This is a genomic window from Ruegeria sp. BF7 (assembly GCF_056538605.1).
The window spans coordinates 1-24,035 of record NZ_JBQFTM010000020.1 but is presented as its reverse complement, the minus strand read 5'-3'; the positions used below and the strand labels follow the sequence as shown (position 1 = coordinate 24,035).

General features: G+C 54.7%; 28 protein-coding genes. 9 read left to right on the top strand and 19 right to left on the bottom strand.

What is annotated here, in order from left to right; all coding sequences use genetic code 11:
* Positions 1 to 10: 10 nt before the first annotated feature.
* Both ACR0IK_RS22120 and ACR0IK_RS22115 read left to right on the top strand, forming a co-directional pair.
* Entirely contained in the window at positions 11 to 388 is a 378-nt protein-coding gene (locus tag ACR0IK_RS22120) for a nuclear transport factor 2 family protein (protein WP_480643309.1), read from the top strand.
* Positions 389 to 481: 93 nt separating this feature from the next.
* Positions 482 to 979 (top strand): DUF6653 family protein, encoded by a 498-nt coding sequence (locus ACR0IK_RS22115; protein WP_480537485.1) that lies wholly within the window; start codon positions 482 to 484, stop codon positions 977 to 979.
* Between the two features lie 67 nt (positions 980 to 1,046).
* Here the strand turns inward: ACR0IK_RS22115 and ACR0IK_RS22110 are convergent, their stop codons facing one another.
* Both ACR0IK_RS22110 and ACR0IK_RS22105 read right to left on the bottom strand, forming a co-directional pair.
* Positions 1,047 to 1,646 (bottom strand): HdeD family acid-resistance protein, encoded by a 600-nt coding sequence (locus ACR0IK_RS22110; protein ID WP_480506369.1) that lies wholly within the window; start codon positions 1,644 to 1,646, stop codon positions 1,047 to 1,049.
* A gap of 20 nt (positions 1,647 to 1,666) precedes the next feature.
* A complete protein-coding gene (locus tag ACR0IK_RS22105; protein WP_170451072.1) occupies positions 1,667 to 1,978 on the bottom strand; it encodes a hypothetical protein in 312 nt (103 codons plus the stop codon).
* A 163-nt stretch (positions 1,979 to 2,141) separates the two neighbouring features.
* On the opposite strand from ACR0IK_RS22105, the gene ACR0IK_RS22100 reads away from it, so the two are divergent.
* Positions 2,142 to 3,734, top strand: coding sequence for a tetratricopeptide repeat protein (locus tag ACR0IK_RS22100; RefSeq protein ID WP_170683955.1), 1,593 nt, complete (start codon positions 2,142 to 2,144; stop codon positions 3,732 to 3,734).
* Between the two features lie 97 nt (positions 3,735 to 3,831).
* On the top strand, positions 3,832 to 4,062 hold the full coding sequence (locus tag ACR0IK_RS22095; RefSeq protein ID WP_480489035.1) for a hypothetical protein: 231 nt from the start codon (positions 3,832 to 3,834) through the stop codon (positions 4,060 to 4,062).
* A gap of 249 nt (positions 4,063 to 4,311) precedes the next feature.
* Here ACR0IK_RS22095 and ACR0IK_RS22090 read toward each other — a convergent pair whose 3' ends face one another.
* Positions 4,312 to 5,082 (bottom strand): VOC family protein, encoded by a 771-nt coding sequence (locus tag ACR0IK_RS22090; protein ID WP_480643308.1) that lies wholly within the window; start codon positions 5,080 to 5,082, stop codon positions 4,312 to 4,314.
* A gap of 383 nt (positions 5,083 to 5,465) precedes the next feature.
* On the bottom strand, positions 5,466 to 5,891 hold the full coding sequence (locus ACR0IK_RS22085; RefSeq protein WP_170728043.1) for a VOC family protein: 426 nt from the start codon (positions 5,889 to 5,891) through the stop codon (positions 5,466 to 5,468).
* 103 nt (positions 5,892 to 5,994) lie between these two features.
* Between ACR0IK_RS22085 and ACR0IK_RS22080 the strand changes: the two genes are divergently transcribed.
* Positions 5,995 to 6,588, top strand: coding sequence for a TetR/AcrR family transcriptional regulator (locus ACR0IK_RS22080; RefSeq protein ID WP_480489031.1), 594 nt, complete (start codon positions 5,995 to 5,997; stop codon positions 6,586 to 6,588).
* Between the two features lie 182 nt (positions 6,589 to 6,770).
* Here the strand turns inward: ACR0IK_RS22080 and ACR0IK_RS22075 are convergent, their stop codons facing one another.
* The 5 genes from ACR0IK_RS22075 to ACR0IK_RS22055 all read right to left on the bottom strand — a co-directional run bounded on the left by ACR0IK_RS22075 (position 6,771) and on the right by ACR0IK_RS22055 (position 9,762).
* Entirely contained in the window at positions 6,771 to 7,307 is a 537-nt protein-coding gene (locus ACR0IK_RS22075) for an AAA family ATPase (protein WP_480506368.1), read from the bottom strand.
* Positions 7,308 to 7,433: 126 nt separating this feature from the next.
* Positions 7,434 to 8,030: a LysE family translocator gene (locus tag ACR0IK_RS22070; protein WP_480506367.1), complete on the bottom strand. Its 597-nt coding sequence runs from the start codon at positions 8,028 to 8,030 to the stop codon at positions 7,434 to 7,436.
* Positions 8,031 to 8,042: 12 nt separating this feature from the next.
* On the bottom strand, positions 8,043 to 8,441 hold the full coding sequence (locus ACR0IK_RS22065) for a RidA family protein (protein WP_480537483.1): 399 nt from the start codon (positions 8,439 to 8,441) through the stop codon (positions 8,043 to 8,045).
* 107 nt (positions 8,442 to 8,548) lie between these two features.
* Positions 8,549 to 8,926 carry a nuclear transport factor 2 family protein gene (locus ACR0IK_RS22060; RefSeq protein WP_480506365.1) on the bottom strand — a complete coding sequence of 126 codons (378 nt, stop codon included), beginning with the start codon at positions 8,924 to 8,926 and terminating at the stop codon, positions 8,549 to 8,551.
* Positions 8,923 to 9,762: a PhzF family phenazine biosynthesis protein gene (locus ACR0IK_RS22055; protein WP_480506364.1), complete on the bottom strand. Its 840-nt coding sequence runs from the start codon at positions 9,760 to 9,762 to the stop codon at positions 8,923 to 8,925. The genes ACR0IK_RS22060 and ACR0IK_RS22055 overlap by 4 nt, the downstream gene beginning before the upstream one ends.
* Positions 9,763 to 9,885: 123 nt before the next feature.
* Here ACR0IK_RS22055 and ACR0IK_RS22050 point away from each other — a divergent pair, with 123 nt between their 5' ends.
* Positions 9,886 to 10,338, top strand: coding sequence for an Lrp/AsnC family transcriptional regulator (locus tag ACR0IK_RS22050; protein ID WP_480506363.1), 453 nt, complete (start codon positions 9,886 to 9,888; stop codon positions 10,336 to 10,338).
* A gap of 22 nt (positions 10,339 to 10,360) precedes the next feature.
* Here the strand turns inward: ACR0IK_RS22050 and ACR0IK_RS22045 are convergent, their stop codons facing one another.
* Positions 10,361 to 11,260: a LysR substrate-binding domain-containing protein gene (locus tag ACR0IK_RS22045; RefSeq protein ID WP_480506362.1), complete on the bottom strand. Its 900-nt coding sequence runs from the start codon at positions 11,258 to 11,260 to the stop codon at positions 10,361 to 10,363.
* A 329-nt stretch (positions 11,261 to 11,589) separates the two neighbouring features.
* Between ACR0IK_RS22045 and ACR0IK_RS22040 the strand changes: the two genes are divergently transcribed.
* Both ACR0IK_RS22040 and ACR0IK_RS22035 read left to right on the top strand, forming a co-directional pair.
* Positions 11,590 to 12,417: a GNAT family N-acetyltransferase gene (locus tag ACR0IK_RS22040; RefSeq protein WP_480506361.1), complete on the top strand. Its 828-nt coding sequence runs from the start codon at positions 11,590 to 11,592 to the stop codon at positions 12,415 to 12,417.
* Positions 12,418 to 12,434: 17 nt separating this feature from the next.
* The gene (locus ACR0IK_RS22035; RefSeq protein ID WP_480506360.1) at positions 12,435 to 13,031 is read left to right on the top strand and encodes an NUDIX domain-containing protein; all 597 of its coding nucleotides are present in this window, start codon (positions 12,435 to 12,437) and stop codon (positions 13,029 to 13,031) included.
* An 88-nt stretch (positions 13,032 to 13,119) separates the two neighbouring features.
* Here ACR0IK_RS22035 and ACR0IK_RS22030 read toward each other — a convergent pair whose 3' ends face one another.
* The 9 genes from ACR0IK_RS22030 to ACR0IK_RS21990 form a co-directional block, all read right to left on the bottom strand.
* Positions 13,120 to 13,485 (bottom strand): VOC family protein, encoded by a 366-nt coding sequence (locus ACR0IK_RS22030; protein ID WP_480506359.1) that lies wholly within the window; start codon positions 13,483 to 13,485, stop codon positions 13,120 to 13,122.
* Between the two features lie 249 nt (positions 13,486 to 13,734).
* The gene (locus tag ACR0IK_RS22025) at positions 13,735 to 14,328 is read right to left on the bottom strand and encodes an ANTAR domain-containing response regulator (RefSeq protein WP_480643306.1); all 594 of its coding nucleotides are present in this window, start codon (positions 14,326 to 14,328) and stop codon (positions 13,735 to 13,737) included.
* On the bottom strand, positions 14,325 to 15,461 hold the full coding sequence (locus tag ACR0IK_RS22020; protein ID WP_480643305.1) for a transporter substrate-binding domain-containing protein: 1,137 nt from the start codon (positions 15,459 to 15,461) through the stop codon (positions 14,325 to 14,327). The genes ACR0IK_RS22025 and ACR0IK_RS22020 overlap by 4 nt, the downstream gene beginning before the upstream one ends.
* 3 nt (positions 15,462 to 15,464) lie before the next feature.
* On the bottom strand, positions 15,465 to 16,826 hold the full coding sequence (locus ACR0IK_RS22015; RefSeq protein ID WP_480643304.1) for an amidase: 1,362 nt from the start codon (positions 16,824 to 16,826) through the stop codon (positions 15,465 to 15,467).
* Positions 16,810 to 16,959, bottom strand: a complete 150-nt coding sequence (locus ACR0IK_RS22010; RefSeq protein WP_480643302.1) for a hypothetical protein — start codon at positions 16,957 to 16,959, stop codon at positions 16,810 to 16,812. Before ACR0IK_RS22010 ends, ACR0IK_RS22015 begins: the two co-directional genes overlap by 17 nt.
* A 1-nt stretch (position 16,960) precedes the next feature.
* Positions 16,961 to 17,659 (bottom strand): ABC transporter ATP-binding protein, encoded by a 699-nt coding sequence (locus tag ACR0IK_RS22005; protein WP_480643300.1) that lies wholly within the window; start codon positions 17,657 to 17,659, stop codon positions 16,961 to 16,963.
* A complete protein-coding gene (locus ACR0IK_RS22000) occupies positions 17,652 to 19,463 on the bottom strand; it encodes a branched-chain amino acid ABC transporter ATP-binding protein/permease (RefSeq protein WP_480643299.1) in 1,812 nt (603 codons plus the stop codon). Before ACR0IK_RS22000 ends, ACR0IK_RS22005 begins: the two co-directional genes overlap by 8 nt.
* A 12-nt stretch (positions 19,464 to 19,475) precedes the next feature.
* Positions 19,476 to 20,342, bottom strand: coding sequence for a branched-chain amino acid ABC transporter permease (locus ACR0IK_RS21995; RefSeq protein WP_480643297.1), 867 nt, complete (start codon positions 20,340 to 20,342; stop codon positions 19,476 to 19,478).
* Positions 20,343 to 20,398: 56 nt separating this feature from the next.
* The gene (locus ACR0IK_RS21990; RefSeq protein WP_480643295.1) at positions 20,399 to 21,604 is read right to left on the bottom strand and encodes an urea ABC transporter substrate-binding protein; all 1,206 of its coding nucleotides are present in this window, start codon (positions 21,602 to 21,604) and stop codon (positions 20,399 to 20,401) included.
* A 562-nt stretch (positions 21,605 to 22,166) separates the two neighbouring features.
* Between ACR0IK_RS21990 and ACR0IK_RS21985 the strand changes: the two genes are divergently transcribed.
* Entirely contained in the window at positions 22,167 to 23,963 is a 1,797-nt protein-coding gene (locus ACR0IK_RS21985; RefSeq protein WP_480643293.1) for an adenylate/guanylate cyclase domain-containing protein, read from the top strand.
* Positions 23,964 to 24,035: the final 72 nt, after the last annotated feature.

Here is a 24,035-nt window from a genome sequence, read left to right as displayed (position 1 = left end):
AAACCAAAACATGCAAATCACTGCCCCCACCACAGCGGCCCACGCGCCCCGGATCGCGTCCCTTTATACCGCGGTTGACGCGCTCGACGAAGTGGGCGTTGTTGAGCATGTCACCGAAGACGTGCAATTCCAGCTTGGCAATTTTGAACAGATTGACGGGTGCATAGCCGTGCAAGCCGCGAACGCGGATTTCTTTGCCACGATCCAGGGTATGCAACATACCATCACCGGCATCTGGTCCAGCGGCGATACCGCGTTCTGCGACGGCACCGTACACTATACGCGCAAGGATCAAAGCACACACGACGTGCGCTTTGCTGCAAGGTTCAACTTTCGCGAGGATAGGATCGCGGAATACCGAGTGTATGTGGATATCTCGGGTCTTTGACGCCCCTGGTTAGGGCGGCGCGCATTGCCTGCCGCTCTGGCCGACACAGACAGAAACGGCCATAATTGCGATCCAGCTTCGGAAGAGGGTTCGATGACCGATCGCAGCATTCTGGAACAGCTCATGACGATGTCCGACGACGTCTGGGACCGGCACACAAACCCGTGGAGCGGCTGGAGCCGCCTGAGCATCCCTCCCCTGTTCGTTCTTGCCTTTTGGAGCCGGGTTTGGCTGGGCTGGTGGTGCCTTGTTCCAATCGGGATTGTTGTCTTCTGGACATGGTGGAACCCGCGCGCCTTCAGCAAAACGGGCAACGCGGATAACTGGATGTCAAAGGGAGTGCTTGGGGAACGGATTTGGCTTGCGCGGGCGAAATCGCCAATCCCTGCAAGGCATCGCTGGGTGCCTCTTATTCTGGCCGCTGGTAGTGCGGTTGGTATCGGCCCCTTGGTCTGGGGTCTTTGGCAACTGCAAATCTGGCCAACGCTCTTGGGGCTGCTGCTGACTATGGGTAGCAAACTGTGGTTTCTGGACCGCATGGTCTGGCTGTTTGAAGACACCCGAGCGGCGAGCACCGGGCAAGGAAAATAGCGGCGCTGTGAAATCAGAATGCAGGAGCATCAGATGCCCCTGCCATTCCGGGTCCGCCGGGACACTCTTAAGTTTCTGAGCGCCCATGCGCCAAGGACCGCTGCGACAGGCCCAAAGACATCAGGGACACACCGGCGAATATCAGGTTCAAGCCAGCAAGAACCCCCAGCAGAACAAGGGACGAGCCATTGACGAAACCGGTCAGGATCAGGCCGCCAAGCAGAATGGCCATCGCGCCAGACGCAATCATAAGCGCCATAGATCGCTCCTGACGAGACCGAATGGCAATTACGATCCGCAACACGCCTTCGGCCAGAAAGACCGCGCCAAGCGCAATGGTCAGTGCCAGAACGCCGCCGAACGGATCAAGCAACAGAATAAGCCCCGCAAGCGCGTTCAGTACACCGATGGCCAACAGCCAGAAGAACCCTTTCCAGGCCTTTTCCGCAAATGCCTGAATCGCTGTGACGATGCCTCCGCCCAGCAGGACCACGCCGACAAAGGCTTCGACGGCCAGCGTGGACATCAGCGGGAAGGCTACGGCGCACAGCCCTACACAGAGCATGGCGACGCCGAGCACAATCAGCCAGACCGGTCGAGGCTGCCAACCGGCGGCCTCTTCCATGAGCGCGGGTTTCGGCACGGTTTCATTAACTGAATCAGTCATGTCGACCTCCAGGATTAGGGTCAGGCGACCGACTTGTCGAGATGATCGCGATAGGCGGCAACGGCGGCGTGCAAGGCTTCCCAATGGTTCTTCGCCTGATCATGCGCGTCCGTCACAGCGTCTTCGCCTTCTTTCTGGATGCGATCGGCAAGGTCAGTGACCTTGTCTTTTGCTTCCTGCAGATCGGATTGCAGCTTTGTCACCTGCTCCTGGGTCCACTTGTCGGTCGCGTCGCCCGCGTCCTTGACCTTCTGTTCGAACGATTTCAGCTCGTCCTCGACACGGGTATAGTCGTCTTTGGCTTTCTGTACGAATTCGGAAAATGTTGTCATGGTTCAGTCCTTTCATGGGTCATATGTTTGCTGGGCTCTTTTGAGCGCCATGGCCCAGACCCTCGCAGATCCACGGCCCGCATCCGAGTGAGTCACGGTTAAACCGTCGCGCTGTCTTGTGGCGCTGCTCGTCATCGGACAAAGTTGAGCGACGGAGGGAAACATGCTTGCCGAAGTAAGCTCTGCCATCGATCCAAGCGCTATTCAGGAACAGTTGAAGCGCGTCCTCGTCAGTCCGCATTTCGCGGATACCACGCGCCTGAACCGCTTTCTGTCGCATATTGTCGGCGAAGCGCTAGCGGGTCGGTCCGAGACGCTGAAAGGCTATGCAATCGGCATTGACGTTTTCGACAAGCCCGAGGATTTCGACCCCACCATCGACACGATCGTTCGGGTTCAGGCCAATAAAATGCGCAGCCGGCTGGATCTCTATTACGCTCAGGAAGGGCGCGAGGACCCGGTTCGAATACATATTCCCAAGGGGTCCTACGCCCCGGTTTTTGAGATCGCGTTTGACCCCGAACGCCGGACCGATGCCGAAACGCCCCCGGCGGCAACCGGACGGGTCGCGGTGGCCGTGATGCCCTTTGACAACTTGAGCGGAGACCCGTCGCAGGAATATCTGGCCGATGGGTTTACCGAGGAAATCATCTCGGCCATCGCCCGGTTTCGCGAGGTGAGCGTGCTGTCCCGGCACGTCACCTTTCGCTTTCGCGGCCGCGGCCGCGATCCGCGCGCGGTCGGAAGCGAACTCGACGTCCAATATCTGGTCGAAGGCAGCGTGCGACATTGGGACAACAAGCTGCGCGTCACCGCCCAGCTTATTGACGCGGAAACCGGCCAACAGGTTTCCGCGGACACTTATGACCGCGACCTGAGCGCGGACAGCCTATTTGAAATTCAGGACGATATCGCCGCCCGGATCGCCACGGAAATCGCGGAACCCCACGGAGTGATCCATCGAACAGGTGCAGTGCAGCGCAGGGCACAGACGCACACGCTGGATGCCTATCAGTGCAGGTTGCTGGCCACCGAATACTGGCGTGAACCCACGGTTAAAAAACACAAGAAGGTCCGCGACCTGCTGGAGCGCGCCGTTGAGATTGATCCCGAATATGCCGGCGCCTGGGGGATGCTCGCGATTGTCTACGGCGACGAACTGCGCGGCGGGTTCAATTTTCGCAAGTCCCCCCCGCCCTTTGATCGCGCGCTGGAGGCCGCACAGCGGTCGGTCGCTCTGGATCCGCTGAACGCAACCGGCCAGCACGCGTTGTTTTTGACCCATTTTCATCGTGGAGAGTTCGAAAGCTTTGAAGAAGCGGCCGCTAAAGCATTGCGGGCCAATCCGAATTATCCAGACATGTTGGCCGATCTGGCGGCCTGCTTTGCGTTGCGCGGCGATCTTGAACAGGCCGCGAGACTGAGCGCCCGCGCGATCGAGCTGAGCCCCAACCCGCCCGGCTGGTACCACGCAAGCACGTTCCTGATCTGTTTCATGAAAGATGATTACAGCGGCGCGCGTTCAGCGGCGCGCAAAGTCGGTGGTGGCATGTGGAATGGTTCTGAAGTGCTTGAGCTTATGTGCATCCCTTACACGGAACCGGACGCCGACCTGGATTCAACCCTGTTGGCCCTGAAGACCAACATTCCCGATGTTGACCGTTTTATCCAGACGCTCTACGCGATCTGGCATGTGCCATCTGACATCTCACAGAAAATGACTGAGGCGCTGCGCGCAACCGGGGCGCTGGACTGAGGTCCGGCCGTCAGGAATTTAACGGTGACTCACTCTGCCCGTTCGACCACTGTGCGTAGGCTGGTCCTGACATCGCAAACAGACCCGGAACCAACCAATGCTAACTCTGCCTCAGCGCCTTGATCTTATGAAACTCGCAACGGACATCGCAAAAACCAAGGCCAGCTGGTCCGAAGAAAAGCCGACCAAACTGGAAGAGGAAATCCTATCCATTTATGAGAGGCTCAGGCCAGGTGTTGAAAGCGGCAGCGCCTTTGAGAACACCAGCATGTCCGATGTAAAAACCGCGGTTGATGTCGCCTCGACCATCGACGAATTTCTCGATTAGCCGGCCCTACTTCACAAACCCAATCCACGCCGACTCTCATCAGGATGTTGTATGTGTGCAATTCCAACAACTATCAAGTGCGATCGCCCCAACCCGAACCTTAAGCATAGTTCTCTTACACGACGGTAGCGGCACGCTTTCCTGTATTCGCTGCGATTGCGAAAGCTAGCACCAAGATCGGATTTGAGATTTTTGACCCACTTGAGGATGCCGTTATAGACAATAGACTGCGAACCTTGCGACCGAGCATCAATTCTGGACGACACAGCACAATACCCCAGTTGCATCGCATACCAGACCCTTCTCAAAAGTATTTTTATTTTTCTGATGACGAGCAAGCACGGAACCTGAGCCTGAGTTGATCTTGCTGAGCGCGTTTTCGAGAAATTGGACGCGAACACCCGGCGCCCACGCAACGTTGTTGTTGGGAGCTGCAGGTTCCGCTGCACATATCGCCGACACGTCCTTATTCAAACTAATCAGTCTCTGTGACGAAGGTACGTTTCTAGCAGGTGAGAGATTCCATCCGAACATTTGGTGGTAGAAGTTGTCCGGGAATGCGCCGCCGCGAGATAGGTAGTGTTCGTGCGTAAACTGACGAGCGGGGACAGGATAGTCGTGACGCGAAACAGATATACCGAAGAACGCGCCAAGCGGATCACGCAAGAGGCAGTTCTGACCAACCCCTGGAACTTCAAAGGGCGGTTTCACTACCGATCCTTTGAGATGGGCGGCGAGCTTGGCAGCCTGATCTACGTCTTCGACCTCAATATAAGGAATCCAGCCTTCAAAGGACACCTGATTTTGAGAAACGACCCCGGCCCCTGCCTCTCCATCGAGAGTGGCGAGGACAAAATCTCGATGGCCGCCGCCCCATGCGAAATCTGTGGCGTGTTCGACAATATAGCTCCAACCTGCCACGCTTTCGTAAAATGACCTGGAAGCTTCCACATCAGGCGTGAAAAGATCGTGCCAGACAACTCGGCCAACTTTTTCTTTTGTCACCGCGACTTCATCCAAACTGCTTCCGTTCGCCATAACACTCGTTTGCGGTCCAAATATTGATGCAGATCAATTTGCGCGGTTCTGGTCCGTGAAATCACTTAATTCAGTGGCTCCGTTGGCGGTCAGCCATTCTGCAAATTTACCCATAGCATCCGTTGCGGGGCGATCCGAAGGCTAGGCGAAGCAATATTTACCAGCGTTAACGGCTTCACTGAAGGGTTGTATCAGGCGGCCGTGTTCGGTGTAGCGTTCGAACATGGGCACAGATAATAAGGCCGCCCCAGTACCAAAGGTGGCCAACTCGGCAAAGGCCACTGATCTGTCCAGAATTGGTCGCTTTACACGCGGGCAAATCGTTCCAACTGCTTCGAACCAACCTGGCCATCCGGCACCCTGAATTACGACGGTACCGCGTCGGCTGCATATTGAGACAGGAATTCCTCTGAGGGTGGGATCTGAGTGATAACATCAATCAGTACCCCGTTTGGATCGCGATATATCGCATGGCGTTGGCCAAACGGCTCGCTCACAAGTGACTTTGCCACCGGAACTCCTTCCGACCGAAGTCGTTCATCCACTTTGTCGACATCCTCGACTTCAAAATTGAGGATCATGCCCTTAGACGCACCGCGGGAAACCTCCGGGATCGTCTCGTGGTCCGACTGGACGATCGCGAGATTGACCGACGGATCCGCTTCACTTTGTAGATGCACATACCAATCCGCCTCGAACGCTGCGCGGAAGCCAAAGTGACGTTTATAGAACTCTGCCGTCTCAGAAACCGTCTCAGACTGAATGACCGGATAATATTGAGTGACACGCATTTTTGATCTCCTTAACTTACATGCACTTTGTATGTATCATCAATTTGCAAATACATGCAAGATGTATGTAAGGTGCTTGTAGTGATATTCGGAGCCGTTAAATTTGCCCCCAGAAAAACCCGCCCGACGCAGCCAGGCAGACCGACGCGCCGAAACGCGTGCCAAACTCGTAGAGGCTGCCCGCAAATTGTTTGTGGATTCGGGATTTGCCGACACTGCAACCCCAGACATCGTACGTAAAGCCAGCGTCACCCGCGGCGCGCTGTATCATCATTTCAAGGACAAGGCTGACCTTTTCCGCGCCGTCGCAGAAGAGGAGGCCAAAGCAATCTCACACCATATTGACCAGGAAACGCGCAATGTGGCCGATCCCGAACAGGCCATGATGGCAGGATCGAATGCCTTTTTTGATGCGATGTTGGTTCCAGGTCGGGTGCGCCTCCTGATGGAAGAGGCCCCAGCGGTATTAGGGCACAGCACCGCTGTCGCGTTGACCCGGGCCAATGGAACAGAGGAACTTCGTGAAGGGCTTTCGCGGGCTCTTCCTAAGCATTCACCAAAACAGATCGATGCTTTGACTAATTTGTTGTCGGCCGCGTTTGATCGCGCCGCTCTTGAGATCGCCTATGGGGGCGATCCGGAGGTCTACAAGGAGGTTATGAACCATTTGATTGGTGAAGTACTCAAGGGCAACTAGCAGACCTCGGAAGCCCCGCAGTATGGGTCCCTACCCTTTCTTCCGTGAGTTACTCGGCCCAAACAGGTCATTCACCGGCCGGTCACATGCTGTGGTCGCAGCCCGCATTGCGGACATTGGCGCTCGCGCGAAATTCTCAGAGCTTTTTGATGACCAAATCGCGCACCAAGCAGTCATCCGAACTAAGTAATTCCACTTTCATCCAGCACGAATTCAACCCGTTCGTTCACGGATACCTTTGGTAAAACTAAAACCTCGTAACCAAGGTCATTCAAAGCACATTCTATGCGATGATACTCTTCTACCGCAGCTTGAAAATCATGTTTGCGTTCAGCGTCACTTTCGAAAATCTCTTTCCAAGGTGGAAACAAGAATACAGGCTCGGAGTAAACACGGGCTTTTCCAATCGTTTCACCTAGCGATGGTCCGCGCGAGTATTCTAATGCAACCGCCGCATCAATGAGCCCCCTGTCAAAAAACACTGAACCTTGATGTTGTCGAGCCGCTTCTAAGTCAGATCGAGCGATTTCGACGGCGCGCATGGCGAAGGCTTTCATGTTTCTCCAAGGCAGGGCTTTGCCGTCACCAGCAATTTCTTCCTCTACGATACGCCGACCCGGTTCCGATACGGTCGCGAAACCACGCTCACTCAAGGCATCGAGAAGCGTGGATTTTCCACCACCTGAACAACCCGTCAGCAAGATGAACCCATTTCTCAAGGATCAAACCTCGTCATCTATTCAATTCATGATCACGTTTGAAAACGCAGTGATATTTCAGGCTATGATAAGGCTTTAGTCCCACCTACGACAGTGCGGCCCGATAAAGCTGTGAACTCATTTCCCTTAAATCCAAAGCTGTAGGATCGAAACCAATAGGAGTGTCGCCATTGCTCCATTGAAGATGTGCCAATGACGGTCAGTACGCAATAAATCTGCGATGAACCCTCCTGCCAAAACCCAAAGCGACAGGGAAACACAAGCGCACGCCAGAAACACAGCGGCAAGAATGCTGCCAAGCAAAAAGGGATCTGAGACCAAGTTGGAGAAAGATGAAGCGACTCCCACCGCCATCGCCCAAGCCTTTGGATTGACAAGCAACAGCGCCGCCCCGACGAGGAAACTCATGGGTTGTGCCTCGCTTAAGCGCGTGGCCGAAGGTGATCCGGCCAACCCAATTTTCAGTGCCAGCCAAACAAGGTACGCTGACCCGATTGCTTTGATAGCAGAACTCAGAAAAGGCGTAGATTGCAGCGTGGCCGCAAGACCGGTTCCGGACACGGCCACCAGCAGCGCGAGTGCAATGGCGATCCCCAAAATCAAAGGCAGGCTTTGCCGATAGCCAAACCGCGCGCCAGACGCTGTTGCAAGCGCTGTTGCCCCGCCGGGAGAGCCGGTGGCAATTAGCGCAAAGAGTATAAGAGCCCAAATCTGATCCGGCATGTGTCATCCAGGTCAACGGGCCGCAGTAACTTCGATTTCAACGAGAAGATCTGGTGCTGCGAGGGCAGCAACGACCAGCGTAGTCACCGCCGGCGGGTGCCCTCGGTTCCAACGGGCCTGACGCAATTTGGAAAGCTCGGGCAGGAAAACCGCGTCGGTGACATAGTAAACAACGCGCAGAATGTTGGACGTGTCCAGATCGCCGTCTTTGAGAAGTGCCTCAACATTGTCCATTGCCTGATGGCATTGCTGCTCGAATCCCGTATGAGTTTTGCCATCCGGAGAGACCCCGATTTGTCCTGACAAAAACAAAAACGACCGCGGAGCAGTGATCTGGGTGCCGTGCACATAGATACCTTGATACTGTTCCGGTACAACGCGCAGCGAGGCCGGAGCCAAACGTTTGATCATCTGAGTTCCTTTGCGTGTTCACAGTGTTGTCACCAAAACTTGGGGCAAGACGAACATCTGCGCCAACAAAACGTCAGTGCATGACATCAATGGATTTTTTGGCTCGCTCAGCTCTGATCGGTAACACTGACGATCCGACCGTCTTCGACGCGAAACGCAGATGCGCCTCGGAATCGCAGCTGCTGCCCTGCTTTCCACCCGTTGGGAAGATCGGCCGAAACCACTGCCGTGTAGTCGATCTCGACCAAGGTGACGGTCCCGACCGAAATCATGTTTGTTACCGTTTGCTGACGGGTTTTGAACGCTTGCACACCTGCAGCGGCCAACTCGGAAAAGGCCTGTTTCCCTGACGTTTCGATCGTTACATCTGCGTCGACGATGTTTCGAAACACCACGTCATCAGAAAGGCATGCGATCATACCAGCCACATCCATCTGGTTGTAGGCCTCGATGTAGGCTGCAATTGCGTCGGGAAGGTCGCTCATATTATGTCTCGCGCAGTACCGGATACCCGCACCGAGTTTCCTCTGACGTCATCCAACGACACTTTGATTAGTGAAGGACTTCCCATGTCTTCACCCTGGCGGATCGTGAATTCACCCCCATGTGGCCAGTTGCTATCACGCAGATACCCTGCAAAGGCCGCCGCCGCTGCGCCCGTTGCCGGGTCTTCCAGAACACCCCCCGAGGCGAATGCATTGCGCGCAACGAATGTCTGATCGGTCTCTATGAAGACAAGCATCACTGTGACCAGATCATGATCGCGCATCACCTGCCGTCCCTTATCGAGATCATATGTCATTGAAGCCAATCGGGTTCGACTTTTTAGTGGCAGCACGACATGATCGGCGCCGCCATGGATATGAGCCGGGGCTAGGCGTGGATCAAGGTCATCCACCGTCAGATCAAAGAGCGCCAGGATATCGCGCGTTTCTGCGTCTGTCAGTGCGCGGCTTTTGGTCGGTGGTGATGACAGGGTGGCCACCACGCCGTCGGGTGTCGTGTCCGTATCCACCGTGATCGTGGCGTCATTCAGGGTCAGGGAATAGGTGCCGGCCCCACTATGTCGCCCGAGCGCGGCGCCCAATGCAATTGTCGCATGGCCACAAAATGGAACCTCAGATTCAGGGGAGAAATAACGAACGCGCCAATTCTTTCCTCCGTCATCCTGCGCGACGGCAAACGCAGTCTCTGAATACCCGACCTCAGCTGCGACCCGGGCCATTTCCTCGGCACTGGCTTCACTTTCCAACAACACAACACCTGCCGGATTGCCGCCTTCCGATCCTTGGCTAAATGCCGCTATACGTTGGATATCCATGTTTGTCTCCTTAATTCTGCTTGCGGCAAACTATCGGAAGGAACTGGGTTCTGTCCCAGCACTGATGAAGGGCAAATTGAAAATCTTCTTTCACATCATTGTCCGATTCTCTAAACTTCCTTCATGTCGAAAGAACTGGACCAAACAGACTGCCGAATCGTAGAGCTTCTCGATTCTTATGGCCGTACCAGCCTCGCAAACATTGGAAAGAACGTAGATCTCTCCGGCCCTGCCGTCGGAGAACGCCTGCGCCACCTTCAGGAAAGCGGATACGTCACGGGCTTTGGTGCCCGGATCGATTTGAAACGTTTTGGCTATACAATCCAGGCTCTTGTCAGGATCAAACCAAGAAGTGGGCAGCTTCACATTGTAGAGAAGATGATCGAGGAGCAGCCTCGCTTTATGTCATGTGACAGGGTCACTGGCGACGATTGTTATGTCGCACGGCTACTTTTGAAAGAGATCAGCGAACTCGACGATATCCTTCTGCCCTTCCACGACCGGGCCGAGACCAATACATCGATCATAAAGTCTTCAATCTTCGAGCACAGGTTGCCGCCCCTCGACCAGCCCTAGATCTCGGAACGGCTTTTGGCACCTAGGATCGCCAGTCCTTGGTCTTTGCTTCCAGCCATTTCCTGAACCGCCGTATCTTCTGCGAATTGCGGTGGCTCTCGGGGTAGACAAGCCAATAGCCTGATCCATCTTCACAAGTCAGATCGAAAGGTTGGGTCAACCGCCCGCTTGCAAGCTCATCCTTGAAAAACGCAGGTGTTAGCATTGCGACACCCTGACCTGACATGGCGGCGTTGGCTTCCAATACCTGCGGGCCGAAATGTTGGCGGATTTCGTCTGACAGTTCCGGCCTCTCCAATCCCGCCTCTGCAAGCCAACGGTTCCACCAGGGATCAGACGGCGACAGAATGTGAAGACGCATTAGGTCCTTGGGATCATGAACGCCGCCTATGCTTTCAGCCAGATCCTTGCTCAGCATTGGGGTAAAACGGGTTTGGATTAGTAAATGGCTCGAAAGTCCACGCCAGTTGCCTTTGCCACCGCGAATGGCGACGTCGAAACCGCTGGAGACAAAATCTGTCAGGGTTTCACTCACTTCCACCCGCACCGCAATATTGGGATTTTCCACCTGAAATCCCCCCAAGTGCTGTGCCAGAAAATTGGTGGCAAATGTTGGAATGACGCTGATTGCAAGCGTTTCCTGAGAAACGCCTTTGGCCTCGGCAAATGCGTCACTCAGAACGTTGAGCGCGTCGGTCGCCTTTTCTGCGAAACCTGCCCCAATATCTGTCAGGGAAACTCCACGTGCCTCTCGATGGAAGAGTGGTGCGCCAACCCGCTCCTCAAGGATCTTGATCTGATAGCTGACAGCAGCCTGGGTCATCCCAAGCTTGTCTGCGGCAACCGTGAAGTTCTTGCTCCTCGCGGCCTCCTCAAAAACCCGAATTGCAGCCAGTGGCGGAAGATCACCTCGGGAAGCCATTCAATCTCCTTATGCTCTTTGGCTCTGTTTTGTTTGTTTTAAGCCCATTCAACCGGTCAAACGTATGACAGCCATCAATTCAATGAATGTGGGGACCATATGAGACTGCTCACGTATTTTCAAAACTTTTTGACTCTGGTTAATGCAACCTACCGGGACAAAACTGTTCACCCAGGCGAGTTTCAACACTGGTCAGGCCACATGAAAAGGGACATTGGCATGGATTATCCAGCGCTCCCTGAAAGGTGTTACTTTCAACGATCATCCTGGTAGTGCGAAAGCGTTGTTAAGTTAGAGTGGTTGTTTCAACCTATTAAATTGGACAATTTATGGACGCAAAGATCGTATCGGCTGAACACGTCTCACTTGAGGATTTGCGCCTGGTAATGAACAGCGCGTTTTCGGACTACACAGTCCCAATGCAACTGACCCGGCAGTCATTTGCATTCATGTTGAAGCAGAGGGGATATGATCGCCAAGCCTCGCGGCTTGCGATTGTTGAAAGGCAAATCGCTGCCATTTGGTTGGTGTCTTTGCGCGGTCGCCGCGGCTATCTGGTTGCAAGCGGCACAGTTCCTGCGTTCCGACGGTTGAGATTGGCACGAAGATTGGCGGATGATTGCCTTGTGCACCTTCGACAACAAGACACGGAAAGTTTCCAGACCGAGGTAATGGCCGATAACAGCAAGGCATATGAGTTGTACGCTTCTCTGGGAATGAAAGCTGCCCGGACTCTGCAGTGTTATGACGTTCCACCGCTGCCGAGTACCGATGCTCCTGGTATGGTGCGAAAGGTACCCTGGAGGGAGATTCAGAGCGACGCCACCGCAATGATCGAATTGGAACCCTCCTGGCAAAACGACATCGCGTCCGTCAGCGCCGTAGCTTATGAAGCACAATGCTGGGCCATATCCGATAACCTTGGTCTGGCGGCCTATGCGGTCATTTTGCCAACAAACAATACCCTTGCCCAAATTTGCGTTCGCCAAGACCGAAGACGCGAAGGGATCGCCAGCTCATTGCTCCACACATGTCAGGCTGGCGGCACGCTTCGCCTACTCAACATCGACGTCACATCAACAGAGTTCCAGTCGTTTCTTGGAAGTGTCGTAGCTGTACCGACAGTCCGCCAATTTGAATTGAGCATGAACCTATGACGAATCGGAGCGGGAAAATGCCCGAAAGCCAGATTTTTCGCCCGGTTTCAGAGCAAATTCTGGCAAATGATTGGGGCGTTCTAACCAAATACGAGTTTGAATTGCGTCGCCAGAATGGCCAATGGCAGCGCCAAACACGAGAAGCCTATGATCGCGGCAACGGGGCGACTTGCCTGTTGCACAACCCGGATACAGATCAAGTATTGCTCACGCGTCAGTTCCGATTGCCAGTTTTCCTCAATGGAGGGATTGATGGGCTGATCGAAACCCCCGCTGGGTTGCTTGGCGGCGCTCAGGCCGATGAGCGAATGCGTAAAGAGCTTGAAGAAGAAACCGGTTATCAGATCGACAAACTCATCCACTTGTTTGACGTCTACATGAGCCCAGGCTCAGTCACGGAGTTTCTGTCTTTCTTCAAAGGTACGTATTCACGCTCTGATAAAAAGGGGCAAGGGGGTGGTTCTTTCGACGAAGGAGAGGACATTGAAGTTATGCACATTCCACTAATGGACGCGATGCAGATGATTACCGAGGGCGAAATTCGGGATGCAAAGACCATCATTCTTCTACAGCAACTGATGATCGAAAAGCTGACGAGGACTGGCGGCAGCTGAGAAGAATCCCCTGTTCTTAATCCAAACCCCAGGTCCTAAGACGGAAAATTCGAGCATTGCGAAGTTTTATGATTGCTCGCCCTGGAGGCTAAGCTGGCTCCCAGAGCTCTATTGGATTTCCTTCCGGATCATTGAGCCATGCGAATTTGCCATTCGGATAAGGTGAATTTGGATCTCGGCGGACTTCCACACCCTTAGATTCGAGCTGTGCGATCATTCTATCGATGTCACTAACACGAAAATTCAGCATAAATGCCTTTTCCTGATTCCCGAAATACTCTGTTACTTTTTCGAACGGGGCAAACACTGTCTCGCCTGCTTCTTGCGTCCAACACGGCGTTTCATAATCATTGGGAACGAGATCAATTCCCAAATTGTCACGATACCAAACGGCCAAGGTGGCAGGGTCTTCTGCCCGAAAGAAAAATCCTCCAAATCCTAATACTTTTTCCATCGTCGAATTCAAACCCGATCATGCCCTCGGAGCACACTACTACACACCGTGAGACTTGATTAGCGGCCCAAACCTACCATTCACCGACCGATCAACATGCTGCGGTCCCAGCCCGCATAGCCGCCGTTCGCTGAAAGCGAAAATTCCGAGCTTTGTCGGACTCATACATCGCAGACAAAGTTGCATTTCGCGGCGACCAGTCGAATGGCTGTTTGTCGCCTTGCAATCGATTTTTGGGTCCAGAACAAATCAGATTTCATGCGTAGCAACGATGGCATCGGCGATCTCACCAATACTGGTTTGCGAGTTCTGAGATTTCTCCCTCAATCGCCTATAGGCTTCCTGTTCGTCGATGCCGCGTGTTTCCGACAAGATGGCGACCGCTTGCTCGACCTTGCGTCGTGACTTCAAACTATCGTCCAGTGATTTGATACGCGTCTTGAGTGTTGCTTCATGACGTGAAAGGCCCATGGCCGTTGTGAGGGCCGCAAGCACCCCGAAAGGCCTTATAGGCTTAGAAATGACACCGTGAACATTGAGACGTTCCAACTCGCCGAGAATTTCCGGTGTTTCGAACGTAATGATGGCAATCTTGGTCACGCTGTCTGCCGCTGACATCCAAGATGCTCGATTTGGGTCCCTGTCCTGGCCCAGCAAGAATAAAGCCGCATCTGTATGGTCAGGCAGGGTTTCAGGGGAAGGCCAGATCATCTCAACCTGGCATCCAATGCGTTTCAGATGGGCGACAAAAGCCTCGCGGTCACTGTCGTCGGGGTGGATGACGAGAATTCGCATGCGCCGGAGACGGCGCAATAGCGTTTGGTTTTGAAACGAACCGCTCAAGAAAACACCTTCGCGTCGATTGCCCGATCATATGTCACCAGATACGGGTCAGGCGCGACCACCTTCGGGCCGCTCCAGACGATTTCGAAACTGCCATCTGCGCGCGACCGGCCAACATGGGGTCGAAGCGTGAAGTGGTTGGTTTCCATGTCGATAAAGAGATCGCCACCAGGTGCTTTGAACACAGAACCCGAGAGCGCATTTAGGAGGCTCGCTGTGTCTGATTTTCCGCAGAGCTTCGCTGCATTGGCATAAAACTGTACAAGGGCGTAGCTTACCTCGCTATAGACACTTGGCGCGGCCGTATCTCCGTACTTCGTCGCAAATTTCTCTGTAAACGCGACGTTCTGGGGTGTCTCGATGGATGCAAAATACGAGGCCACCGAAAGATGGCCAGCACGAGCGGTCTCCGGCACTTTCAAGAGTTCTGCTTCCGTGGTGGTTAGAGACGCAATAGGGATGTTCGTCTTCCGCAACTCGGTTTCGGAATAGAGACCATAGAGCGCCACGCTGTCTTCACCAACAACGGTCGACAGGATGACGTCAGTTTTCCCCGCATCGCAAAGCTGAAGCACTTTAAGAACATCGCCTTCCTCCGGTGCGAAAGGCAAATAGTGCTCCGTGACCACCTCACCGCCGCTTTCCGACAAGAACTCCTTAACGATGCGGTTGATTTCTCTTGCATAGAGCGTGTCTGAGCCAATCAGGGCGATACGTTGCCCATGGTTCTTGAAGACGTATTCCAGCAGGGCAGGAACCACCTGATTGGGGGCCGCGCCGCCATAGATCACGTTCGGGGAGTATTCGAAACCTTCGTAGACTGATGGATAGAATAGAATACCATCAAATCGCTCGATCAGAGGCAGGACGGCTTTCCGACTGGTCGATAAACAACACCCAAAGATGGTTTTGACACCGAAATTGACCAGCAAATCCGTGGCCATCTCGGCATAAGCGCGATCATCGCCATCTGGGTTCATCAAGATCGGTTCGATGGGAAGACCATGAATGCCGCCAGTGGCATTGATTTCTTCACAAGCAAGAAGGACGCCATTGATATGCGCGGTTTCTGTTACAGCCATTTTTCCGGTTTGGGAAAACAGCACACCTACCTTAATCGATGTATCCTTCATGCGTTATCTCTGCTTTCTGATCGACCTATCGATTATTCTCGCGACGGCGAGTAATGCTTCATCTTGTCCAGGCCGACCCATAAGCATCATACCAATGGGTAAGCCTTTACTCGAAGTGCCGACAGGGATCGTTATACATGGAAAACCAGCCAAATTTCCAATCCAACAGAACCAGGTCATGCTGTCCTGTGTGGTCACTTTGCGCTTCCCAAATTCTTGCCAGTCTTCACCGTGTGCAGGTGCAGGCACCGGTAAAGTTGGGAGAACCAACGCATCCCAACCTTTCAGATCTCTTGTCAGATGCTGAACAAGGCGGGCACGAATTTTCTGCGCTTCGAGAAGTTCGACGCCTGAGAGCTGGGTACCAGCCTCAAGGTGTGCTCGTGTGACCGAACTATAGCCTTCAGCATTCTCGGCCATGAGCTTGCTGTGATATGCAGAAGCCTCACAATGTAGAATAGCTTCCCAAGCCGCGAAATACTGATCGACATCTCCCAGTGAAGCCTGGCCGACTTTGGCATCACTCCGCCTGAGCGCGTCATTGATAACAAAGTTGACTTCAGATGAACGCTCTAAGCCCGGTCCACTAAGGTTGATGAGATGCACCGGTTTTGCATCTGGAACAGTCATGAATGCCTCAGCATGCGCTGTTGAGCTATCTTTGGCATCGGCGCCAAGAAAGTAGGGAAGAAGATGAACGATGTCTTGGAGCTCTGTGGCCATCGGGCCCGGTGCATCTAAAGACCAGCTTAGCGGTAGTACCCCGTGTCGCGAGGCACGCCCGTAGCTCGGCTTGAACCCATAGATGCCACATGCAGATGAAGGAATTCTTACTGACCCGCCGGTATCGCTGCCCAGGGCCGCGCTGACGATGCCAGCCGCAACGGCGGCACCTGAACCTCCGCTGCTGCCGCCAGTGATATGGTCATGATTATGAGGGTTTCTGGTGGCTCCAATATTTGAGGTCGTATTGGTCGCGCCATATGCCCATTCATGCATATTGGTCTTGCCAAAGATCGTCGCACCGGCATCCCGGAGATTGCCCACGACAGTTGCATCAATCCCTTTTGGTTCTAGTGGTGCCGCATCGGAACAGGCTGTCGTTGGGTAGTCACGCGTGAGGTAGTTGTCTTTTACGGCGATCGGGATGCCGTCGATTGGGCTGAGTGGATCTCCTCTCTGGCGTCGTAAGGTTGCCGCTTTGGCCTGAGTCATGACGATGTTTTCATCAATTGCGACAAATGCGTTTAAGTCGGCCAGTGCATTCGCGCGCTCAAGGGCCTTCTCTGCCAGGGAGAGGGGCGTCTGTTGGCCCTCAGCCAAAGCGGCAATCTGATCCGTAAGGCTTTCATTGATGTTTGACATTTTGAGCCTCCGGATCGAACGTGTGGCCTGGTTCGGCGAACTGATCGTTCTCTGCCCGGTTTAGGCCTGCTCGGATGCGTTTCAGCGTTGCTGAAATGCGTTTCTGTTGATCTTCTGTGAGTTGCTTTGCCATGTCAGACCCCGAGCAATTCTTGCTGAAGTTCCTTGTCGACGCGTAGACTGTTACGATCGGTTTCCATACGGATCGCGCCCTTTTCCATGACGTAGGCTCTTTCCGAAATAGAAAGGCAGAAATCCAGATTCTGCTCAGCAACCAGCATGGCGATCTCCCGGTCCGCGTTAATACGCTTCAGAACGCCGGCCATTTCGTCGATGATCGAGGGCTGCACCCCTTCGGTTGGCTCGTCCAGCAGAAGAACCTTCGGACGGATCGCCAAGGCGCGCGCCAATGCCAGTACTTGTTGTTGCCCTCCCGATAGTCCCCCGGCCAAATCGGCCGCCTTTGGACGCAGGAGAGGAAAGTCTTCCAGCATTTCTTCCACTGTTTTTTTCGCATCATACCCGTTCGAAGCTGCGGCAACCGCGATGTTCTCTGTCACTGACATGCGTGGAAAGACGAAGCGGCCTTGCGGAACGTAGCCAAGTCCAAGCCGTGCTCGTTTCGCTGGAGAGGGTGGAGCCAATTCTCCATCGATCTTGACGGAACCGGATGTGGCACGAATGAGCCCGGTCGCATAACGCATCAGGGTGGACTTGCCGACGCCGTTGCGCCCCAAAAGAGCAACGATCTCGCCTGCTTTCACCTCCAGTGAAACGTCCCGAATGATAGTGGTTTTGCCGTAACCACCAGTGGCGTTTGTCACTTTAAACATGCTCGCCCCTCCCCAGGTAGATGTCGAGGACCGCATCATTTGCTCTGAGCGTGTCTATGTCCCCTTCGGCGAAGAGCTTGCCTTGGTGCAGTACGGTCACGTGCCCTTCGAGGGTGCGGACGAATTCCATATCGTGTTCGACGACGACGACGGTTGTGTGCTTTGCCAGTGTCCTGACTAGCAACGAAAGCTCGCGTGTCTCTTCGTTCGTCATGCCAGCCGCTGGTTCATCCAACAGCACCACGCGTGGGGCGAGACACAAAACCATGCCGATATCCAGCCACTGCTGTTGCCCGTGAGACAGAGCCGACGCCTGAACCGCTTTCTGCGCCTCCATGCCCAGCATGGTGAGAATGCGTGTCGCCGTCTCATCCGCGGCAGCCCGATCCTTGGTGCGAGCGAAGGCTGCAATCCAGAGGTTCTCAAAAACCGTGTTTTCTCCAAAGACCTGCGGTTTTTGGTTTTTTACACCCATACCTTTGTGAACGCGGTCGAAGATCTGCGCCCTGGTAATGTCATCATTATCTAGAAGGATTGTTCCACCCTCGGGTCGGTAAATGCCGACACAGGTTTTTAAGAAGGAGCTCTTTCCTGCGCCATTGGGTCCGATGAGCGAGTAAGGTTTGCCTGGCTTGAATTCACGCGACACCTTGTTGACCGGAATTACGCCACCAAATCTCTTGAAGGCTTCGTCCGTGGAAAGGTTTTTGGCAGGGCCGGCCTGCTCGGCCGCTTCGGACAGGATTTGATCCAGCACTTCCGTATCGATCTTTACAGCGCCTGCATCACGTGCCGCATCGTTGGGATCGGGAAGATACCGCTTCCAAAGATTGTCCAAGGCCCCGAGAAAGCCGTTGTGAAGAAACATCACAAGCAAGATCAGCACGGCCCCCAAGATCAACGTGGTCTGCCCACCGGCTGCGCCTCCGCCAAGCCAAAATGAGAGTGCACCGATGATCAGCGCGCCCAAAAACGGCCCGGCCAGCGTTCCCAATCCACCAACCAGCACGTAGATTGGGACAAGCAAAGCCTCTTGCACTGAAAATATCGAGGGATTCAGGTAATTCGCCCAGAGTGCAAACAGAGCACCGGCAAGACCAGAAACGGCACCTGAATACGCAAAGTTCAGAACCTGAAACTTGCGAATATCGTAGCCGAGCAGTTCTGTTTTCTCGATGTCGATGCGAATGCAATCAACGATCTTACCAAAGTTGCTGCGCATCAGCCAGCGTGTGAGGAAATAGACGACGGCGCTAATAAAAACGACGCAGGCAAAGGCCGCGTTTGGCTTGAGCTTTTTCGCCTCCTCGCCAACTCCCAGGATGATTCCGGGGATGTTGGACAAACCGTTGTCACCCCCGATGACGGCCGCACCGATTTCAATCTTGAACGTCTGTGTGACCGACCAAAGCAAGAGCGTGAACGTATAGGAGAGGATCGTGCTCTGAAGCTCCCCCATACGCGAGAAGAAGATCAGGTAGCCAAGTGCTGCGGCAATAAGTGCGCCAAAGACAGCAGCAGATGGCAGCGCCCAAAGCAAAGACAGACCTAGTGATGGAGCGAAATTGATCGCGATGACGGCGCCGAAGTAGCCACCCAAGCCGTAGAATGCAGTCTGTGCCAGGCTTAGCAAGCCGCCTCGACCCCAGATGACATCGAGGCTGAGGCCCAGCAGGCCAAAGATCACCCAAGAGGTGGCCACGAAGGCGAGATAGGGATCAAGTGCGCCGGAAAAAGCCAGGGCAGCGCCAGCTACGATGAGCGGGAAGATCAGTCCGGCATTATTGTGAAGTTTCTCAAACATTTTAGGCGCCCCTTACAATTTGCGACGCCAATTGGCGGAAATACCCAAGGGGTAGAGCCAAAGCAGAAGGGCGGTCATGAGGAAGAAAAAGACATCGCCGACCACGGATGTCATGAAGCTAGCGGTAACAGATGCACCACCGCCGAGGCCGAGCGCTGTGACAGCGCTGCCAGTCAGTGCCACAGGCCCGGCCACAACGACCGTCAGGAAACCTTTTACAGCGAAGAACAAACCCATGGACGGTGTCGCAGGGATGATCGGCAACAGGATCGCACCGGCAAATCCGGCCAAACCGCAACCGATGGCAAACGTTATCGTGTTCACACGGGAAGAGTCGATCCCGATCGCTTGGGCCATCTGCGGCTCTTGGATCGAGGCCCGCGCCTTCATGCCGTAGACGGTGTGCGTCATCAGGAAATAGACGAAGGCCAGCATGACTGCTGCGACGAAGATCATCGCGATGGGATAGACCGCAAGGCTGTAGTCACCGATCTGGAAGTTCCATTGCGGCATACCGATGCCGGGCGACACAGTACCAAAGATAAGAACTGCGGCCTGGTTGAACACCATGCCCAGCCCCCAAGTGGCAAGCATCGTATCGAATAGCCGTCCGTAGAGTTTGCGGATGATAAGCAACTCGACAATTGCGCCAATCAGCATTGTCATGGCAACCGCGAAAGGTATGGCCAAAGGATAGGGCAAGCCAATCTGAGTTGCCGTCAGAGCCGAATAGGCACCGACCATAAGAAATTCACCATGCGCGAGGTTGATAACACCCATGAGGCCGTAGACGACGGCCAAGCCAAGTGTTGCAATCAACAGAATTGACGCGCTGGATAATGACGACAGCAGAACCGTCGCTAGGAAATCGAGTTCCATAGCATCCTCCCAGAGGTGATGCGCCCCATTCCGGGGCGCATCGACAATTGTATTGGTTAACCTTCGGGCGTGAAGTGCTCAGCCGCATCGGGATTGTCGATGAGGTTGCAGACTTCGTTCTCGTAGGTCGGTTCGGAATCTTCGAATGTTGCGATGATCTCAAAGCCGTTGTTGGCATCGCCACGAGCAATGTAAATGTCCTGACGCAGGTGATGCGACCCAGGCTCGAGTGTCACAGTGCCATTCGGAGCTTCGAACGTCAGGCCGCTTTCCAGTGCAGCAATCACCTCGTCCGCGTCGGTCGTGCCAGCCTTGTTTGCGGCTGCGGCCCAGAGGTGAACCGCATTCCAAACATCGACCGCGCCAGCAACAACCGGCGTATCGGTCCCGTAGGCTACTTCCCAGGCGGCCAGGAATTCAGCGTTGGCATCGCTCTCAACCGAAGGGAAGTAGCCCATGGCAGAAACGAGACCCTCACCAGCTTGAGGCGAGACCACGACTTGCTGGTTACCTGAGCCGTAGTTGGTGGAAACAACGCCGATGCTGTCCTTCAGACCTGCCGCGGCGAACTGTTCAAGAAAACCGGTCTGTGCTGCGCCAACAGGCAGAGCGACGACAAGGTCAGGATTGGACGCCTGAATTTTCTGAATGGTCGGTGCGTAGTCGGTTACAGACAGCGCCAGATAGTCCTCGCCCACGACCTCAGCGCCTAGCTGCTTGGCATACTCGTGGACCCAGTGGCCGGAGATGGTGCCGAAGTTGTAGTCGGGGGCCATGATGTAGATACGGGGACCGTAGTTCTCGACCGCCCATTCCATCAAAACGCTGAGTTGCTGAGAGGCAGAAGAACCTGTCACGAAGGTCTGCTTGTCACACGCGCCGCCTTCATAGAGCGAGGAATAGAAATAGGGGATGTTTGCCTCGCGGAAGATCGGACGGATCGCCTCACGGGAAGAACTTGTCAAACCCGCGAACATCGCCGCGATGCCATCTCTTAGAACCGCCGTCTGCGCGAATTGCGTATACTTCGAAAGTTCGGACTGAGCATCATAGCCGACGACCACGACCTCTTCTCCATTGACGCCACCCGCTGCGTTGACACTTGCAATCGCCAGATCAAGTGCATTGTCCTGCTGAATGCCGTAGATGTTCAGGCCACCAGTAAGGTCGAAGATCGCTCCGACCTTAACCTCGGCCAAAGCGGCAGTAGAAGTCAGCGTCAAAGCGGAAACAAGGCTGACTGTGCCTAGAAGATTTTTCATAAGAGTAAGCTCCCTGATATGAGTCAGTCTGAACGCTGATCAATGCGAGAAGCTTGGTGTTAGGAATCAAAAAGCGACCCAAATGGGCGTCAACGTCCAGCCGAGTCGCTTGGTGATTTTATGTGCATCGTCGCACGGTCGTTAGCAAAACGTCCAAGATTGCGATTGTCAAGAGTTTCCTAATCGGAAGCGTTCCCACCCAAAAATGCAGGCAGATTTCATGACTGCAGGGTCGCAAAGAATCGAATCATCACTCAAGAAGTGAACGTTCGTTTCCTTCGCAGCATCCGTAGCTTTGGGCTCGAAGCGGCCATCAGAGCCTGTGCAGCATTGCCCCTGCCCCGCCTGCCACTACATAGCCATCGGCCCAGAGCCGACATCTGGCACGGTACTCCTGTGCTGCCGTCGCGCCCGATTTGCCGCCATTCGCTGCAGCCGCGAAATCAGGTCTGGTTCGAACTCACAGATCGCGGACGAAGCGGAGGTGAGCACGCCGACAGTTGCGCGACATGCAATCGCAATATTGCTAAGGTGCCTCAGGTACGATGGAGAAGGCCCTAGGATGTCGGTCGCACAGTTTCTGGAAAGTGTTGGCCTCGGCCAATACACGGGCGTCTTCGAAAAGGAGGCGGTCGACGCCGATACACTCGCGGATCTCGATGATGAGGATCTGCGCCATCTTGGCCTGCCACTGGGGCATCGAAAAAAGCTGTTGCGAGCGCTTGCCTCCGAGTCGGCAGCGCCAGAGTCCGGTCAAAGCGCATCGGAGTATCGGCGCATCTCGGTGCTCTTTTGTGATCTGGTCGGGTCAACGCAACTTTCCCAGAAAATAACCGCCGAGGAGTTTCGCGACCTGCTGGCCGCGTTTCAGCAGGCCAGCGTCAGAGCCGTCGAAGCCCGCGGTGGACATGTCGCTAAATATCTTGGCGACGGATTGATGGCCTATTTTGGCTATCCGCGCGCCTACGAAGATGACGCCGTCAGGGCTGTTGAGGCTGCGTTCGACATGCTGGAAGGCATTCACCGGATCGACACGCCTACAGGATGTGTTCTTCGAGCGCGTATTGGCATCCATTCGGGTCCAGCGATTGTTGGTGAGATGGGTGCCGGGCTCTCGCGGGAGAAACTGTCCGTCGTAGGAGAAGCGCCGATCATAGCATCAAGGCTGGAACAGCTGGCCGAGGCGGATGAAATCCTCATTAGTGGCGAGGTCTGCCGTCTGGTCGAAGGGTTCGTATCATCTGACGCACTGGGCGAGCGTCGGCTCAAGGGGGTCGACAGACCGATCATGGTCCATCGGCCGCTAGGCCGGACGGAGGCCAGAAGCCGGTTCGAAGCGACGCGAGGCCGCGGACTCACGAGAATTGCTGGGCGGTCCGAAGAGATCGCCCTCATTCGCTCCCGTTGGAACCGGGTGCGTCAAGGCGATGGACAAGTATTTGTACTGAGCGGGGAACCCGGCATCGGGAAATCGCGGATCGTGACCGATCTCCACGATCATATTATGGAGAGTGGCTGCAAGCCGATAGTTGTCCAATGCTCCGAGCAACATGGCGGCAGCGCCCTCTACCCATTCATAGATGCGCTGGACCGGGCCGCAGGCGTTATCATGAGAGACGACGCAGCGACGCGACTCGCGAAGCTTTTGGATTTTGTCGGCTCGCTTCTTGGTTCAGACGCCGCGGAGCGCATGCAGGACTACCTTTCGGCCTCCGGCGAAGGGGCGACCGGAGAGGACGCCGCAAGGAGGCGGCGCTGCGCCATCGAGGTCTTGCTGAAATGGATGTGGTCAGGAACTACCGACGGGATTGCGTGCATCATCGTCGAAGATGCTCATTGGTCAGATCCCAGTTCGCGCGAGCTAATCAATGAACTAGCAGGCCGTTCCAGCGAGTCCCCAGTACTATTTGTCGTCACCGCCAGGCCGGAGTTTGCTGCTGACTGGGCATCCCAGCACAATACAACCACGCTGTCGCTGAACCGGCTCGGTCGTGCGGAGAGCCGGCTCATCGTCGATGAGCAGTTTCGCGGCCTTCAGGGAAAGTCAGAACAGATACAGGACATAATTGATCGGGCTGAAGGCGTACCGCTGTTCCTGGAGGAACTGAGCCGCGCCGCGAAGGACATGGAACATGGCGGCGAAGAAAATACCGTACCGGCAACATTGCATGGGTCCCTGACCACTCGCCTGGACGGACTTGGAAAGGCAAAGCAAATCGCCCAGGTCGGCTCGGTTCTCGGCCGACGTTTTCCCGGCTTCATCCTTTCCGAGGTTTCCGGCGTCGAGAGCGTCGAACTTGAAGAATTAGCTTCGCAATTGGTCGGTGCGGACATCTTCGTTAGGCTCAGGACCCATTGATTTCCGTATAGCGGCGTGATTCACGGTTCGAAAACGAGCGGTGAACATGTCTGATCTTTTCTGGCTTACAGA